The sequence below is a fragment of the Candidatus Polarisedimenticolaceae bacterium genome, from assembly GCA_036376135.1.
Taxonomy (GTDB): Bacteria; Acidobacteriota; Polarisedimenticolia; order Polarisedimenticolales; family DASRJG01; genus DASVAW01.
Window position 1 is genome coordinate 1 of sequence record DASVAW010000050.1, and the last position, 15,633, is coordinate 15,633.

The 15,633-nt window shown below is 71.5% G+C and carries 16 protein-coding genes; 4 read left to right on the forward strand and 12 right to left on the reverse strand.

Features of this window, described 5'->3' with window-relative positions:
• The coding region (locus tag VF139_04630; GenBank protein HEX6850671.1) for a response regulator at positions 1-713 on the forward strand (713 nt) is incomplete at its 5' end.
• On the opposite strand, the gene VF139_04635 is transcribed toward VF139_04630, so the two are convergent.
• The 7 genes from VF139_04635 to crtI (VF139_04665) are packed head-to-tail and all read right to left on the reverse strand — an operon-like array spanning position 710 to position 9,625.
• Entirely contained in the window at positions 710-2,008 is a 1,299-nt protein-coding gene (locus VF139_04635; protein HEX6850672.1) for an MFS transporter, read from the reverse strand. The two genes, VF139_04630 and VF139_04635, sit on opposite strands and share 4 nt — an antisense overlap.
• Before the next feature lie 15 nt (positions 2,009-2,023).
• Positions 2,024-3,550, reverse strand: a complete 1,527-nt coding sequence (locus VF139_04640) for an AbgT family transporter (protein HEX6850673.1) — start codon at positions 3,548-3,550, stop codon at positions 2,024-2,026.
• 11 nt (positions 3,551-3,561) lie between these two features.
• Positions 3,562-4,662, reverse strand: coding sequence for a glycosyltransferase family 2 protein (locus tag VF139_04645; protein HEX6850674.1), 1,101 nt, complete (start codon positions 4,660-4,662; stop codon positions 3,562-3,564).
• Positions 4,659-5,360: a lysophospholipid acyltransferase family protein gene (locus VF139_04650; GenBank protein HEX6850675.1), complete on the reverse strand. Its 702-nt coding sequence runs from the start codon at positions 5,358-5,360 to the stop codon at positions 4,659-4,661. Before VF139_04650 ends, VF139_04645 begins: the two co-directional genes overlap by 4 nt.
• Positions 5,357-6,871, reverse strand: a complete 1,515-nt coding sequence (gene crtI, locus VF139_04655) for a phytoene desaturase family protein (protein HEX6850676.1) — start codon at positions 6,869-6,871, stop codon at positions 5,357-5,359. Before crtI (VF139_04655) ends, VF139_04650 begins: the two co-directional genes overlap by 4 nt.
• Positions 6,872-6,881: 10 nt before the next feature.
• Complete coding sequence (locus VF139_04660) at positions 6,882-8,087, reverse strand: aldehyde dehydrogenase family protein (protein ID HEX6850677.1); 1,206 nt, start codon at positions 8,085-8,087, stop codon at positions 6,882-6,884.
• Between the two features lie 2 nt (positions 8,088-8,089).
• A complete protein-coding gene (crtI, locus tag VF139_04665; protein ID HEX6850678.1) occupies positions 8,090-9,625 on the reverse strand; it encodes a phytoene desaturase family protein in 1,536 nt (511 codons plus the stop codon).
• Positions 9,626-9,720: 95 nt separating this feature from the next.
• Between crtI (VF139_04665) and VF139_04670 the strand changes: the two genes are divergently transcribed.
• Both VF139_04670 and VF139_04675 read left to right on the forward strand, forming a co-directional pair.
• Entirely contained in the window at positions 9,721-10,356 is a 636-nt protein-coding gene (locus VF139_04670; GenBank protein ID HEX6850679.1) for a hypothetical protein, read from the forward strand.
• Positions 10,356-11,246: a histone deacetylase gene (locus VF139_04675; protein HEX6850680.1), complete on the forward strand. Its 891-nt coding sequence runs from the start codon at positions 10,356-10,358 to the stop codon at positions 11,244-11,246. The genes VF139_04670 and VF139_04675 overlap by 1 nt, the downstream gene beginning before the upstream one ends.
• On the opposite strand, the gene VF139_04680 is transcribed toward VF139_04675, so the two are convergent.
• Genes VF139_04680 through VF139_04695 form a run of 4 tightly spaced genes read right to left on the reverse strand, consistent with a single transcriptional unit; the run spans position 11,243 to position 12,682 of the window.
• Positions 11,243-11,518 (reverse strand): BrnA antitoxin family protein, encoded by a 276-nt coding sequence (locus VF139_04680; GenBank protein ID HEX6850681.1) that lies wholly within the window; start codon positions 11,516-11,518, stop codon positions 11,243-11,245. The two genes, VF139_04675 and VF139_04680, sit on opposite strands and share 4 nt — an antisense overlap.
• The gene (locus VF139_04685) at positions 11,515-11,784 is read right to left on the reverse strand and encodes a BrnT family toxin (GenBank protein ID HEX6850682.1); all 270 of its coding nucleotides are present in this window, start codon (positions 11,782-11,784) and stop codon (positions 11,515-11,517) included. Before VF139_04685 ends, VF139_04680 begins: the two co-directional genes overlap by 4 nt.
• Before the next feature lie 41 nt (positions 11,785-11,825).
• Positions 11,826-12,029, reverse strand: a complete 204-nt coding sequence (locus VF139_04690) for a hypothetical protein (protein ID HEX6850683.1) — start codon at positions 12,027-12,029, stop codon at positions 11,826-11,828.
• Complete coding sequence (locus VF139_04695; GenBank protein HEX6850684.1) at positions 12,026-12,682, reverse strand: hypothetical protein; 657 nt, start codon at positions 12,680-12,682, stop codon at positions 12,026-12,028. The genes VF139_04690 and VF139_04695 overlap by 4 nt, the downstream gene beginning before the upstream one ends.
• A 27-nt stretch (positions 12,683-12,709) precedes the next feature.
• On the opposite strand from VF139_04695, the gene VF139_04700 reads away from it, so the two are divergent.
• Complete coding sequence (locus VF139_04700) at positions 12,710-15,154, forward strand: ligase-associated DNA damage response DEXH box helicase (protein ID HEX6850685.1); 2,445 nt, start codon at positions 12,710-12,712, stop codon at positions 15,152-15,154.
• On the opposite strand, the gene VF139_04705 is transcribed toward VF139_04700, so the two are convergent.
• Positions 15,135-15,605, reverse strand: coding sequence for a hypothetical protein (locus VF139_04705; protein HEX6850686.1), 471 nt, complete (start codon positions 15,603-15,605; stop codon positions 15,135-15,137). The genes VF139_04700 and VF139_04705 overlap by 20 nt on opposite strands.
• Positions 15,606-15,633: the final 28 nt, after the last annotated feature.

Sequence of the window (15,633 nt, forward strand, 5' to 3'; positions counted from 1 at the left end):
ATCGGCTCCGCGCGGTGATCGTGGACGACGAGGAGCCCGCCCGGGAGCGGCTGCGGATGCTCCTGTCCGAGCTCGGCGAGGTCTCCGTCGTCGCCGAGGCGGCCGACGGCGAGGAGGCCCTCGAGGCGGTGACCCGCGAGAACCCGGACGTGGTCTTCCTCGACATCCAGATGCCGGGGATCACCGGGCTCGAAGTCGCCGCGTCGCTCCCGTCGCCGGGTCCGCGCGTGGTCTTCTGCACCGCGTACGACAAGTACGCCGTCGATGCCTTCGAGCTGCACGCCGCCGACTACCTCCTCAAGCCGATCAATCGCGCGCGGCTGGCGGCGACCGTCGAGCGCCTGCGCTCCCCCGGGCGCGCGGAGCTTCCCGTGTCGGCGACCGGAGCCCCCACGCGGTTTCTCGCGCGCCGCGGGAACCGGTGGTTCGTCGTCCCGGCGGCCGACGTCGTCGTCTTCACCTCGGAGGCCTCCGCAACCAAGCTCCAGACGGGGGCGGAGTACTTCTGGGTCGAGCCTGCCCTCAACGACCTCGAGCGCCGTCTGGACGGTTCGCGCTTCTTCCGGGTGTCCCGGGCGGCGATCGTGAATCTCGACGCCGTGCGCGAGGTGGTCCCCCTCGGGAGCGGGCTCGCGGAGGTGGTGGTGTCGACGGGCGAGCGCCTCGAGGTGAGCCGCCGGCGGTTCCGGGAGCTGATGGAGCGGCTGGGTTAGGCCCCCGATCCCGGCCGCTCCAGTGCGCCGCCGTTCCGCTTGTCGGCGCGCAGCAGCAGGATCGCGAAGGCGAGGCCCGCGAGGCCGAGGGAGGCGAACATCACCTGGCTCGCGACGTATCCGTGCGTGGCATCGCGAAGCTTCCCGTTGAGCCACGGGAACGCCATGAGGCCGATGTTCTGCACGGCGGTCATCAGGCCGAAGGCGGTGCCGACGAGCTTCGGCTCGACGACCAGGGGGACCGACGGCCACATCGCGGCGGGAACCAGGACGAACGCGGCACCGAGAACGATCATCGGGATCGCCGGCGGAATGTCCGTGAGCCCGAGCGCGAGGTGCGCGGGGATCATGAGCAGCGATCCGACGATCATCAGGCTCGCGCGGCGGCCCATCTTGTCGACGAGGGTGCCGGCGAAGGGGGCGAAGACCATCGACGCGAAGATGATGATCGAGGTGGTGCCGGGCGCCGTCGAGAACATGTGCAGGTAGTTCGAGAAGGCGGAGGCCAGGAACCCGCCCTCCTGGCCCGCGGTCATCGGCAGGCCCCATTTTTCGGCGAAGAAATCGGTGGAGAGGGCCGTGAACGGGAAGATCGCCGAGTAGAAGGTCACGCACAGCAGGGTGACGAACCAGAAGGAGGAGCCGAAGCGGGTCGCGTCCTTGAGGTCGACCTTGTCGGTCCCCGCCTCGCGCAGCTTGAGGACCGGCTCGGCCTTCTTGTCGAGGAGGTTGTAGACGAGGTTGATCACGAGGCTCGCCGCGCACAGCGCCGCCGCGGTCCACAACGCGAACTCGGGGCTGAAACGCTCGGCGAGCAGCGCCTCGGTGTTGAAGGTGAACAACGTCCCCAGCCGGCTCACGGTCAGCGCGATCCCGAACGCGAGGGCGAGCTCCTTCCCCGTGAACCACCGGGCCAGGATCGCGCTCTGGGCGACGACGAGCGACTCCGACCCCATGCCGAAGATCAGCCGGCCGACGTACAGGACCTCGATCGACGGCGCGAAGGCGACGACGACCGAGCCCGCGGTGACCAGGAGCGAAAAGAGCAGGCTCGCGCGCCGCGTGCCGAGCCGGTCCACCAGCCAGCCGCCGAGGAAGACGGTCGGGATCGCCGCGAGGCTGTACATGGTGTAGGTGAAGCCGATCGCCTCGCGGCCGACGCCGAACTTCTTCATGAGGGCTTCGACGAGGGCGCCGACGCTGTCGTACGCGAAGTAGCTCCCGAAGAGGATGAACGCCGCGAAGAACAGGACCGTGAAGCGGTAGAAGCGCGTCGACGGGTGGAAGTCGCTCATGAGCCCTCCGGGCGGTCAGGGCTGCGCAGGATAGACCAGTCCGGCCCCCGGCCCGAGCGGAAGTCCGAGCGCGTACCACCCCGCGAGCAGCGCTCCCCAGACGATCAGGAAGACGACGGTGTAGGGAAGCATCGTCGCCACGATCGTCCCCATCCCCGCCTTCGGGTCGTACCGCTGGGCGAAGGCCACGATGAGGGCGAAGTAGCTCATCGTCGGCGAGATCACGTTGGAGACGCTGTCCCCCACGCGGTAGGCGGCCTGGGTGAGCTCGGGGGAGTAGCCGAGCAGCATGAACATCGGGACGAAAACCGGCGCCATGATCGCCCACTTCGCCGAGGCGCTCCCGATGAGGAGGTTCACGGACGACGTGAGGGCGACGAAGCCCACGATCAGGGGGATGCCGCCGAGGCCGCTCGACTGGAGCGCCTCCGCGCCGCGGACGGCGAGGATCAGGCCGAGGTTCGTCCAGTTGAAGAAGGCCACGAACTGCGCGGCGAAGAAGACGAGCACGAGGTAGGAGCCCAGCGTCTCCATCTGTTTCGTCATCGCCTTCACGACGTCGGCGTCCCGGCGGAGCGTTCCCGCGGCGATCCCGTACGCCCCGCCGACGGCAAGCCCGCCCAGGAAGATGAACGCGACGATCCCCGACATGAACGGCGATCGGAGCAGGCTCCCCGTCTTCGCGTCGCGCAGGAAGCCGTCCGCCGGCACCGTCCCCCACAACAGGACGGCGGCGAACGCCGCCGCGGCGACCGCCGCCCAGGCGAGCCCCCGGCGCTGGGCTCGGGTGAGGGGGGTGTTCAGCGCCTCCCCCTCCGAACGCTCTCCCGACCACGCGCCCAGCCGGGGGACGACGATCCGTTCGGTGACCCAGACGCCGGCGAGCGTGACGACGAACGTGCTCGCGGCCATGAAGTAGTAGTTCGCGGAAGGGTTGACGTGAATCGACGGATCGACGATGCGCGCCGCCTCCTCCGTGAGGCCGGCGAGCAGCGGGTCGACGGTTCCGAGCAGGAGGTTGGCGCTGTAGCCGCCGGAGACCCCGGCGAACGCCGCGGCGATCCCCGCGAGCGGATGCCGTCCCGCGCCGGCGAAGACGATCGCGGCGAGCGGGACGAGAAGGACGTAGCCGATCTCGCTCGCCATGTTCGACATCACGCCGGAGAAGACGATCACCGTCGTGAGCAGGCGGCGGGGCGACGCGAGGACGAGCAGCTTCAGCGCGGCGGCGATCAGGCCGCTCCCCTCGGCGACCGCGATCCCCAGCATCGCGACGAGGACCGTGCCGAGCGGGGCGAACGACGTGAAGTTCGTGACCATCGAGGTCACGATCCGGTGCAGCCCCTCGACGGAGAGCAGGCTCACGGCGCGCACCGTCTCCTTCGTGCCCGGATGGACCACCTGGAGGTCCAGGGACGCGCCGACGGCGGACATCCCGACCACGAGGAGCGCCAGGATCACGAAGAGGGATGCGGGATGGGGAAGCAGATTCCCCGCGCGCTCGACGGCGCCGAGGAGGCGAAGGACGCGGGTGGCGGGCATCGGAAGCTCCGTCAGCGGGCGTCCGCCTCGCCGTAGGACCGCCCCTTCCACGAGGGGCGTCGACCGGCGAGGCGTCCCAGGAAGGCGGTCCACTGGATCGAGAGGAGGACGGCGACGCCGATCGGATGGAGCACGGCGCCCGGGAGAGACTGCCGGAAACGGGCGGCCGCCGCCACTCGCGGCGCGAGGGAGAGCGCGCACGCGCACGCGGTCACGAGGGGCTCGATCCCGAGCGCGAGCAACACGAACGGCAGCACGTGCCCGCCTCCGAGGAGGACCGTCCACGGCACGATCCCGCCGGGGGAGGCCATCCCCTCGGTCGCGTTCTTCGCGAGACCGCGCCAGACCTCGCCGGCGTTCCGGTACATCCGGCAGGTCGCGAGGTCCGTGGCGTCGAAAAGGTCGGTCTTCCATCCCGCCGCACGGAAGGCGCGGGGGAGCTTCACGCCGTCGTGCAGCGACGCGCGGATCGCGGCGTGGCCGCCGGCCTTCGCGTAGGCGTCCCGCTTCGCCACGAACAGCTGGCCGCACCCGGCGCCGAAGCTCGGGTCGGGACGGCGGCGCATCGCGTCGATCGGAAGGAAGCCGAGCAGGACCCAGTGCATCATCGGGAGCAGCAGCTTCTCGAGGAAGGTGACCGTCTCCTGGCGAGGGAACCCGCTCGCGAGATCGACGCCGCGATCCTCCACGAACGCCGCCATCCGGGCGAGGGCGTCGGGAGCCAGGCGCACGTCGGCGTCCACGAAGACGAGCACCTCGTGGCGGGCGTGGGACGCGAGCACGTGGCAGGCGTGTTGTTTTCCGCACCAGCCGGGCGGAAGCGGGGGGGCCGATTCCAGGCGCACGCCGGCGTCGCGCACGATCGCCGCGGTGGCGTCGGTCGAGCCGTCGTCGAGGACGACGACCTCGAACTCGATCCCCCGGCTCTTCCGGACCGCCTCGAGCGCGGCGCCGATCGAGATCTCCTCGTTGCGCGCGGGGATGAGCACCGAGACGGCGGGCGGGCGCCGACCCGTCGTCGGGAACGGCGGCGGCAGGTAGACCGCGCGATTGCGGAAGAACAGCGCTGCGGGGAGAGCGGCGAGGGCGAGGGCCGCGAGTGCGAGGATCACGGGGCGACCCCGTGGCGCGCGCGCCGGCCGGCGAGAAGCGTCGTGAACGCCGTCGCGTCGCGCGCGAGGGAGGCCGCCGCGAGCCGGTCCATCGCGCCGGCGAGCTCCGCGGAGATCGCCGCCGTCCACCCCTCGGCGGATCGGCCGGACTCGATCGCGAGGGGACGTCCCCAGTGCACCAGCGCCTCGGGGACGCGCTCGGTCCAGAAGGGGTATTCGACGGCGAGGGGCCAGACGACGCCGCCCGACAGGCGCGAGGCGAGCCGGCCGACGCCGGGCAGCAGCGCGACCGGCCGCTCGCGGGGGTCGGAGAACCGTCCTTGCGCGGTGACCCACAACGTCGCGCGCGGAGAGGCGCAGATCGCCAGGGAGGTCGAGAGGAACGCCCGCGCCCCCGCCGCGCTCGCGTCCACCCCGAAAAACCCCAGGCTCGCGAAGACGCGGTACCGCGAAAGCTGCTTCGCCTCGATCGGGGCGTAGTGGGTTCGACCGAAGAGCGGGCCGCGCGCCAGGACGAGGGCGGTCAGCGGGTCCCACCACGAGGGGTGGTTCATCACGACGATCGCGGGGGCGATTCCGGGGTCTCCCGGGCGGACCTCCCCGAGCACGCGGACCGCGTTGAAGTGCCGCCTCATCAGTCGCCGGCCGGAGAGGGTGAACCCCCACAGCAGCGGCCGCCGGATCGGGGGCAGGCTCACGCCACCGCCTCGCCGTCGTGGTCGAGGGCGTCGGCGGCGATCCACCCGGACATGAGCACCATGGGCATCCCCGGCCCCGGGTGCGCCGCGCCCCCCGCGAGGTACAGCCCGCGCACGTCGGCACTGCGGTTGGAGGGCTTGAACGCGCCGAGGAAACGGCCGTGGCTCGCGAGGCCGTAGATCGCGCCGTTCAGTACGCGGTAGCGGCGGTGGATGTCGGCGGGGGTGAGATGCCGCTCGATCACGATGCGTCGCTCGAGACCCTCGAGCCCCATCGTTCGCTCGAGCTTGCGGAGGATCGTTCGGCGGTACTCGGGGAACATCCGCGACCAGTCGTGCCGGTCGCGCAGGTAGGGGGTGTGCACGAGGACGTAGAGTGCCTCGCCCCCCGGGGGTGCCGTTCCCGGCTCGGAGAACGTCGTCGCGGCGACGTAGGCCGTCGGGTCGGGGGCGGGCTCCCCCTTCCGGTAGATCGCGTCGAACTCCTCCTCGGGGTCGCGCGAGAAGACGAAGTTGTGGTGGGCCAGGTGGTCGTAGCGCCGGCTCAGCCCGAGGTAGAGGACGACCCCCGAGCACGCCGGTTCGTAGCGGCGGCGGCCGAGGAACGGCGCCCCTTCGCCCCGTTCGAGCAGCTCGCGGTGCGTGCGGACGGCGTCCATGTTGGAGACGACCGCGTCGACCGCGACGCGCTCGCCGGCGTCGGTCTCGATCGCGACGACGGCGCCCGACTCCACGACGATGCGCCTCACCCCGGTCCCGGTGCGGTAGTCGACGCCCAGCTCGCGGCCGAGGTGCTCGAGGGCGCGGGGGACGGCGCCGGTCCCGCCTCGCGGGTACCAGATCCCTTCCTTGGACTGCATGCTCGCGATCCCGCACAAAACCGCCGGCGCGTTGTACGGCGACGAGCCGATGTACTGCACGTAGTGGTCGAGCATCTGCGCGACCCGCGCGTCGGGTACGTGGAATCGGATGGTCCCCGCGACCGTCGCGCCTGGGCGCAGCGCCAGGACGTCGCCGAGCGACCCCGCGGTGAAGCTGTCGCGCAGGCGGAACATGTCGGCGATGGAGCCGATCGGCTTCCAGAAGAAGTAGCGTTCCGAGATGTCGTGCAGCCGGCCGGCGTAACGCTGGAAGCGGCGGTATCCCTCGACGGAGCCGGGGGCATAGTCGCGCAGGGTGGCGACCATCAGCTCGGTGTCCTCGCGCAGGTCGAGGACGGACCGGTCGTCGAAGAAGCACCGCCACTGCGGGTCGAGGCGGATCAGCTCGAGGTCGCGGTCGAGCTCGCGCGACGCCTCGGCCCAGATCTTCCGCAGGACCGAGGGCATCGTGAGGATGGTCGGCCCCATGTCGAATCGGAAGCCCCCTTCCTCGAGGACCGCCGCCTTGCCGCCGAGCCAGTCGTTCGCCTCGAAGAGCACGACGCGGTAGCCGCGGGCGGCGAGCGTCGCCGCCGACGCGAGTCCCGCGAGCCCACCGCCGATCACTCCCACCCGGCCCGCCCTTGCCATCGCTTCTCCCTCAGCGCCCGCGCGCGATCGCGAGCCGAATGAACTCGAGGAATCCCCGCATCCGTGTCGCGAGCCCGGGGCCGTGCCCCGCCGCGATCCAGGCGCGGAACAACGCCGCGTCCCCGGGGCGCCTCGCCTCGAGGTGCCGCCGCGGCCCGCGACTCGTCGTGATCGCCTTCACCGCCGTCAGCTCGAGCAGCCCCTCGATCCCTCGGGTCGTGCCGAACCCGCTCGCCCCCCGGCCGCCGAACGGCAGACGCGGGTCGGCGCTGGTCACGATGACGTCGTTGATCGCCACGTAGCCCGCGCGTACCCGCGCGGCCAGCGCCCGGGCCTCCCTCTCCTCGCCGAAGATCGAGGCGCCCAGGGCGCAGGGCGACCGCGCGGCTTCGGCCAGTGCCGTCTCGACGCCGTCGAACGGCACCACCGGCACCGGCAGGTCGCGCAACGCCGCTTCGTGCCGGCGCGCGACGAAGACCCGTCGCGGCGCGATGCACGTCTCCCCGCGGTTCAGGGCGAGGCCGAACCGGATCGCGCTCTCCGCCAGCGCGACGTCGGCGCTGTCGAGGACGAAGACGGGGTCGTCGCCGGAGAGCTCCATCACCGAGGGGACCGCGCGCGGCGCGAGGGCGGCGAGGACCGAAGTCCCGGTCGCGGAGGAACCCGTCAGCACGACCTTGTCGACGCCGCCGTCGATCGCCGCATGCGCCGAACCCGGGTCCTCGGGGAGGACGGCGACGAGGGCGGGGTCGAGTCCGGACTGCGCGAGGCACTCCGCCAGGATTCGCATCGCGGCCGACCTCCCCGGCGCCGGCTTCACGAGCACCGCGTTCCCGGCGGCGAGGGCCTGAAGCGCGTGGACCCCGGGGAGGAACAGCGGGTAGTTCGCCGGGGCGATGACGAGCACGACGCCGACGGGCTCGCGCCGGATCTCGGCGTCCACGCCGGGAAGCCACGCGGGACGGCCGTGGCTCCCGAGGCGCCGGGGCGCCAGGGCGCGCGGTGCCTCGCGCTCGAGGAAGCGGATCGCGGCGAGCAGCGGGAGGATCTCGGCGGTCAGGCTCTCGACGGGATCGGGACGGCCCAGGGCGCGCTCCAGGGCCTCGAGTCGGCCGGCGAGCAAGACGCGAGCCCGCCCGAGGGTCGCGACGCGGGCGTCGGGGGACAGCGCGTTCCACCCCGCCTGGGCCGCGCGCGCCGCGATGAGCGCCTCCACGGCTAGACGGCGGGGGCGAGGCCCGGCCGGGCGGGGACCGCGATCGCGTCCCACCGCCCCGACAACCCGAAATCCTCGAGGACCAGTCGCGAGGTGATCCGCGACGACTCGAAGATCACGGGGAGGCCGCTTCCGGGATGCGTGCCGCCGCCGACGAGGTACATCCCGTCGACGTCCTCGAAGCGGTTGCGCGGCCGGAGGTGGAGCATCTGCCCGAGGTTGTGCGCCAGGTTGAACGTCGCGCCGAGGTGGATCTCCCCGTGGCGGTCCCAGTCGTCGGGGGTCGTGACGCGCTCGACGCGGATCCGCTTCTCGACGTCGGTGAAGCCGAGCTGCGCCATCTGCCGCAGCACCCGCGCGCGGAACCCCGCCCGCTCGCGCTCCCAGTCGACGTTCGCGTGCCGGTGCGTGACCGGCGCCAGCACGTAGAGGGTGCTGTGCCCCGACGGGGCGAGGGACGGGTCGGTCACGCACGCGTTCTGCACGTAGAGCGACGGGTCCGCCGAGAGGACGTGCCGGTTCTCGATCTCGTCGAGGTTCCGCCGGTAGTCCTCGGCGATGAAGATGTTGTGATGGGGGAGGTCGTATCTCCCCTCGATCCCGAGGTAGAGCATGAACGTCGAGCACGAGAACCGCCTGGTCTCGAGCTTGGCGTCCGTCCACCGTGGACGGAGCTCCTCGGGGACCATGCGGTGCATCGCCCGCGCGAAGTCGGCGTTGACGACGACCGCGTCGCCCCGGATCTCCCCCTCCGCGGTCTTGACCCCCACGGCCCGCCGTCCCTCGAAGAGGATCTTTCCGACCGGCTCGTTCAGCCGGATCTCGACCCCGAGCTCGCGCGCGATCCGCGCCATCGTCTCCGTGATCGCGCTGCATCCGCCGATCGGGTGGAAGACGCCGTATTCGTACTCGAGGAACGAGAGGATCGAGAAGAGGCTGGGGCAGTTGAAGGGGGACATCCCCAGGTACTTCGACTGGAACGAGAACCCGATGCGGATCCGGTCGTCCTTGAAGAAGGAGCGGAGGTCCGCGTCGAGGCTCTTGTGCGGCCGCAGGTACGGAAGGACCGCGACCATCCGCGGAGTCAGAAGGTCCGCCACGCTCAGGTAGGGGTTCTCGAGGCAGGGCCGGAACTTCTCGAGCTTCACCCGGTTGTCGTCCAGGAAGCGGCGGAAGTTCGCGGCGTCGGAGGGCGAGATCGCGGCGATCTGACGCTCCATCTCGGCGACGTTCGGGGTCGCGTCGATCGATCCCCCGGCGCCGAAGACGAGGCGGTACTGCGGGTCGAGGCGGACGAGCTCCACCTCGCGCCTGAGGTCGCGCCCCGCGGAGGCGAAGATCTCCTCGAGCACCCTGGGATAGAGGAAGAAGGTCGGACCGACGTCGAAGCGGAAGCCGTCCGTCTCGATCGAGGAGGTGCGGCCGCCCACGCGCCCCGCGCGCTCGACGATCGTGACGTCCACACCGGCGCGGGCGAGGAGAAGCGCGGAAGCGAGCCCTCCGGGACCGGCGCCGACGATGATCACCCGACGACTCATTCCAGTGTTTCCCTTGTGAAAGACCCGCTTCGCGGCGACATGCTAACAGGCGCTCCGGCGTGCCGCCGGGGGGGCGCTGTGCTCCAATCTCCGCCGTGCTCGTCGTCGCCGCGGTCCTGCTGGCCACCGTCACGGAGCCTGTCCTCCCGGACGTCCCCGTCTCCGAGGACGGGGAGCGCGAGGTCCGCGCGCGCCTCGAGCGGGCGGAGGATGCCGCTTCGCGGCTCGAGCTCGCGCGCCTGCTCGTCCTCGAGGGGATCGACGGCGACGAGGCCGCGCTACGGCGCGCGCTGCCGCTCCTCGAGGCGGCGGCCCCGGCCGGGGAACCGCGCGCGCTCGCCTACCTCGGCGTCGCCCGGCTGCTCGAGGCGAAGCGCTCGCGTTGGTTCTGGGAAAAGGGCTCGAAGGCGAGGGAGGGCGTGGGCCTTCTCGACAGGGCGGTCGGCCTCGCCCCGGAGGACGTCGAGATCCGTTTTCTGCGCGGCCGTTCGACGCTCCCGCTCCCGAGGGTCTTCGGCCGGCGCGACCTCGCCGCCGCGGACCTTGCCTGGGTCGCGCCGCGCGGGGAGGCGGCCCTTCCTCGCGACGTCGCCGCGGCCGCGTGGTTCTACGACGGAGTGTGCCGGGAGGAGGACGGCGAGCCCGAAGCCGCCCGGCGGTCCTTCGAGCAGGCGCTCCGCCTCGACCCCGGGGGCGCCCACGGCCGCGCCGCGGCGCGGCGCCTTCCGTGATGAAGGCGTTCTACGCGGACACCTTCGTCCTCCCGCTCCCCCCGGGACACAAGTTCCCGATGGCGAAGTACACCCTCCTTCGCGAGCGCCTGATCCAGGAACGGGTCCTCGAGCCCAGCCAGCTGCACCTCCCTCGCGCCGCGACCGACGAGGAGCTGGGGCGCGCCCACGACCCCGAGTACGTCCGTCGCGCGAGGGAGGGGCTGCTCACCGATTCCGAGATGCGCCGGATCGGCTTCCCGTGGTCGCCGGGAATGATCGAGCGATCGCGCCGTTCGGCGGGGGGGACGATCGAGGCCGCGCGCGCCGCGCTCGAGGACGGTGTCGGCGTCAACCTCGCGGGAGGCACGCACCACGCCTTCCGCGACCGCGGCGAGGGGTTCTGCGTCTTCAACGACGCGGCCGTCGCCGCCCGGGCGATGCAGGCGGAAGGACGCGCCCGTCGCGTCGTGGTGATCGACACCGACGTCCACCAGGGGAACGGCACGGCGGCGATCTTCCGCGGCGACCCGACGGTCTTCACCTTCTCGATCCACGGGGCGAAGAACTTCCCGTACCGGAAGGAGCAGAGCGACCTCGACGTCGCCCTTCCCGACGGCACTGGCGACGACGCCTACCTCGAGGCGCTCGACCGCGGGCTCGGCGAGGCGATCGGGCGGGCGAATGCGGACCTCGCCATCTTCCTGTCCGGGGCCGATCCCCACGAGGGGGACCGGTTCGGGCGCCTCAAGCTCACGAAGGCGGGACTGCGGGAACGCGACCGCCGCGTCTTCGCCGCCGTGCGCGCGGCGGGGCTGCCGGTCGCCGTCGCGATGGGGGGCGGGTACGGCCGCGACGTGCACGACACGGTGGACGTGCACGTGGGGACGGTCAGGGAGGCGCGGGGTTAGCTCCGCCTCCTCCGCTCCACCACGTACTTGGGGAGTTCCTCTCTCAGGACCCTCCGGACCGTGTCCTCGAGATCCCGTTCTTTCGTATCCATGTGAGCCCGAAGCGCTTCATTGATCGCGGTCTGGTAGCTCCCGCCCCCGGCCCGATGAACCTCTTCGCGGAACCAGTCGAGCACGTCGTCGTCGATCCGGATCGTGATCCGGGTCTTGCCCGTCGTCGCCGCGATCACCGGGCCGCGGCGGCCCTTGGAGAAGTCGTAGTGCTTCTTCATCGCTTGGCCTCGTATTGGCGCCGTTCGCGCGCGTTCGCAGGTCGAGCCGAGATGATGCGGATGTGCTCCCCACGCCAGGTGTAGACGACCACGAGGACTCTTCCGAGTGCATCCGAACCGATCGTGACGGATCGTTGCTCATCGGAGAAGTCGTCGAGGATCGAGATCCCGAGCTCGTCGTGGAGTACCGTCGCGCCATCGGCAAAGTCGACGCCGTGCCGGCGAAGATTGGAAGCCGCCTTGGCGGGGTCCCACTCGATCTCCACGACGCAAAGGTATGCATAAGTGTGCATACCGTCAAGCGCGCCTACCTTCGCCAGACCTTCCTCGCCACGACCACCGGCACCCCCAGCACCACTCCCCATCCGAGCGACACGACCGCGACTTCGAGCGGCTGCGGGAGCAGTCCCGCGTGCGGACCCGCGAGGATCAGCACGGCGAAGGCGGTGAGCGGGGCGACGACCAGGAGCGCGGCGAGCCCGGCGAGGATCGTGAGGGTCCAGCGCTTCACGCGGCGGTCGTCCGATGCCGATCGATCCAGTACCCCCACGCGACCAGAAGCCAGATCGCCTGGCCGGTCCAGGCGATCGCCGCGGCGCTGGGCGGCGGGGGACCGAAGAGGTTCCCGGCGTAGATCGCGAGCAGGAAGGCGATCAGCGCGACGAACGACCACCTCCCCACGCGGTCCTTCGGGGCCGTCGAACGCGCGTACAACCACACCCCTCCGCCGAAGATCGCGAGCTCGACGACGAGGGTCGCGGCGAGCGAGTTCCAGAGGCCAAGGCCCACGCGAGCCTCCCCGGTCAGCGTCAGCGGGAGGTCGGGGCGATGGGAGATCCAGTCGAGGATCCAATGGCTGAACACGAGGGCGCCGAGGATCCAGGCGTTCTTTCGTCGGTCCCGTCGGACGAGCGAGTAGAGGAGTGCAAAGCCCGACGACCACAGGACGGCGGCCACGAGGCTGTGGGTGTACGGATAACGCTCGAAGTCGAGCGGGGTGACCGCCGTGATCCCCGGAGCGATCTTCACGGTCTCGACGCCGAGGAGCACGAGCGTCGGCCAGGCGAGGTCGGCGAGCTGCGCGGCGAGGAACGTCGTGCCGAGGGAGGTCTCCGGGGCGATGCGTTTGGCGGCGAGCGCGGCGCCGAGGTGTCCGAGGAACATCACCCGACAGGCTACACTCGCCGTCCGATGCGCGCCGTCGAGGTCTGGTTCCGCGCCCGTGGCTGGAAGCCGTTCCGCTTCCAGAAGGAGGCGTGGTCCGCCTACCTCGAGGGGAAGAGCGGGCTCGTCCACGCGGCGACGGGGACGGGAAAGACGCAGGCCGCGTGGATGGGGCCGCTGATCGAGTCGTTGCGTGAGGGGAAGGTCGGAGAGCCTCCTCCTCTGCGGGTGTTGTGGATCACCCCGCTGCGCGCACTGGCCAACGACACCCTGCAGGCGCTGCGCGATCCCGCGGAGGTCCTCGGAACCGGGTGGACCGTCGGCCTGCGGACCGGCGACACGTCGCAGGTGGAGCGGCGCCGGCAACGCGAGCGCCTGCCGACCGCGCTCGTCACGACCCCCGAGAGCCTTTGTCTGTTCCTCGCGACCCCCGGGCAGCAGGCGACCTTCTCCGGGCTGCGGTGCGTCGTCGTCGACGAGTGGCACGAGCTGTTCGGGACCAAGCGCGGCGTGTTGCTCGAGCTCGCGCTCGCGCGGTTGCGGGCGATCGCTCCGGGCCTTCGGATCTGGGGGCTCTCGGCGACCCTCGGGAACACCGACGAGGCGGCGCGGGCGTTGGCCGGGGAGCGGGCCGTCCTCGTGAAGGCGGATCTCCCGAAGAAGATCGTCGTCGACGCCGCGATCCCGCGCGAGATGGAGCGGTTCCCGTGGGCGGGGCACATCGGCACGCGCCTGCTCGGGGACGTGATCGAGGCGATCGAGGGGTCGCGCTCGGCGCTGATCTTCACCAACGTGCGCTCGCAGACGGAGATCTGGCACCGGGCGATCCTCGAGGCGCGTCCCGATTGGGAGGACGTCGTCGCGATCCACCACGGATCGCTCGATCGCGAGCGCCGCGACGAGGTGGAGCAGGGGCTGCGCGAGGGGCGGCTGCGTGCGGTGGTCTGCACCTCGTCGCTCGACCTCGGCGTCGATTTCTCCCCGGTCGATCGCGTGGTGCAGGTCGGCTCCCCGAAGGGTGTGGCCCGCATCCTCCAGCGCGCGGGGCGAAGCGGCCACCGCCCCGGGGAAACGAGCCGGATCACCTGCGTCCCGACGCACGCCCTCGAGCTCGTCGAGATCGCGGCGGTGCGCGATGCGGTGGAGCGGCGCGAGATCGAGGGGCGCGAGGTCGTCTGGCGCCCGCTCGACGTGCTCGTCCAGCACCTGATCACGGCCGCGGCAGGAGGGGGATTCGAGGAGCGCGCGATGCTCGCGGAGGTGCGCTCGACGCTCTCGTACCGCGACCTCGGCGACGACGAGTGGCGCTTTACCCTCGACTTCGTGGAGCGGGGGGGCGAGACGCTGCGGGCGTACCCCGAATACCGGCGGGTCGTGCAACGGGACGGGCGATGGGTCGTGGGGGACGCGCAGGTCGCCGCGCGGCACCGCATGGCGATCGGCACCATCGTCAGCGATCCGGCGATCGAAGTGCGCTACCTGTCGGGGGGGCGGCTCGGAACCGTCGAGGAGAGCTTCGTCGCGAAGATGCAGCCGGGAGACCGGTTCGTCTTCGCCGGGAAGCCGGTCGCCTTCGTCCGGCTCCAGGAGACCACATGCTACGTGCGCCGTGCGTCTGCCGGCGGAGGGGCGGTGCCGCAGTGGGCCGGGGGGCGGATGCCTCTTTCCACGCAGCTCGCCCATGCCGTGCGCCGCCGGCTCGATTCCGCGGAGGCGGGACGTTTCGAGGGAGCGGAGATGCGCGCGGTCCGCCCGGTGCTCGACACGCAGGCGGCCTGGTCGCGGATTCCCCGCGCCGACGAGCTGCTGGTCGAGCGGCTCCTCAGCCCCGACGGATGGCACCTGTTCTTCTATCCGTTCGAAGGGCGGCTCGTGCACGAGGGGCTCGCGGCGCTGTGCGCGTGGCGGATCGCGAAACGGGCGCGGGCGACCTTCTCGCTCGCCTGCAACGATCACGGTTTCGAGCTGCTCTCCGCGGCGCGCGTGGAGGTGGAGCGGGCCCTCGACGAAGGACTTCTCGCGTCGGAAGGGCTCGCGGAGGACATCGCGGAGAGCCTGAACGCGGGGGCGCTCGCCAGGCGCCACTTCCGCGAAGTGGCGCGCATCGCGGGGCTCGTGGTGACCGGCTTCCCCGGCCGGGGGGCGCCGGCGCGCCGCGTCCAGGCGTCGGCGGAGCTCTTCTACGACGTCTTCTCGCGATACGACCCCGGGAACCTGCTGCTGCGGCAGGCCGGACGCGAGGTCCTCGAGCGGCAGCTCGAGGCGAGCCGGCTGCGCCGCACGCTCGAACGGCTTCGCAGCTCCCGGGTCGTCGTCGTCGACATCGAGAAGCCGACGCCGTTCGCCTTCCCGCTGATGGTCGACCGGCTGCGGGAGACGTTGACGAACGAGCGGCTGGAGGATCGCGTGAAGCGGATGCGGCTGGAGCTCGAGGCCGAGGTCCCGGCCCCGGTCAGCGCGCGCCGGCGGTGAACGGCGCCTCGCGGCGGAGGTCCCAGCGGATGTCGCGTTTCTTGCCGTCGTCGAGACGGCGCCGCCACTGGTAGAGCGCGAACGACGCGACGACCTTCCCAGGGCCTTCCCCGATCGTCGCCCCCGCCGGGAGCGTCTCCTTCCAGCGGAAGGTCCTCCCCGGCTCGAGGGAGAATCCTCCGCGCGGCCGGCAGCGTCCGACGTCGGGATCGGCAAGCGTGACCTGCTCGGACTCCGCGGACCCTTCGACCCGGAAGATCCGGGTCGAGCTGATGCATCCGGCGACCGGAGTGTCAGTGGGGTTCGTGACGGTCCCCTCCACCTCGAAGTCGCGCCCCGGGACGACCGGTTGTGCGACCACGCGCAGCTCCACCGTGACGGTCATCGGGAGCTCCGCCGGGTTGAGGAGCAGTTCGGCGGCGAGCAGCGCGGCGGTCGAGGCGAGGAGCATCGAGGACCCCCCCGGAGCGAGGTCGAAG

Coding starts and splice junctions, on each gene's coding strand:
- VF139_04635 (HEX6850672.1), bottom strand. CDS start 2,008: ATGAGCGACTTCCACCCGTCGACGCGCTTCTACCGCTTCACGGTCCTG.
- VF139_04640 (HEX6850673.1), bottom strand. CDS start 3,550: ATGCCCGCCACCCGCGTCCTTCGCCTCCTCGGCGCCGTCGAGCGCGCG.
- crtI (HEX6850676.1), bottom strand. CDS start 6,871: ATGGCAAGGGCGGGCCGGGTGGGAGTGATCGGCGGTGGGCTCGCGGGA.
- crtI (HEX6850678.1), bottom strand. CDS start 9,625: ATGAGTCGTCGGGTGATCATCGTCGGCGCCGGTCCCGGAGGGCTCGCT.
- VF139_04675 (HEX6850680.1), top strand. CDS start 10,356: ATGAAGGCGTTCTACGCGGACACCTTCGTCCTCCCGCTCCCCCCGGGA.
- VF139_04680 (HEX6850681.1), bottom strand. CDS start 11,518: ATGAAGAAGCACTACGACTTCTCCAAGGGCCGCCGCGGCCCGGTGATC.
- VF139_04695 (HEX6850684.1), bottom strand. CDS start 12,682: ATGTTCCTCGGACACCTCGGCGCCGCGCTCGCCGCCAAACGCATCGCC.
- VF139_04700 (HEX6850685.1), top strand. CDS start 12,710: ATGCGCGCCGTCGAGGTCTGGTTCCGCGCCCGTGGCTGGAAGCCGTTC.
- VF139_04705 (HEX6850686.1), bottom strand. CDS start 15,605: ATGCTCCTCGCCTCGACCGCCGCGCTGCTCGCCGCCGAACTGCTCCTC.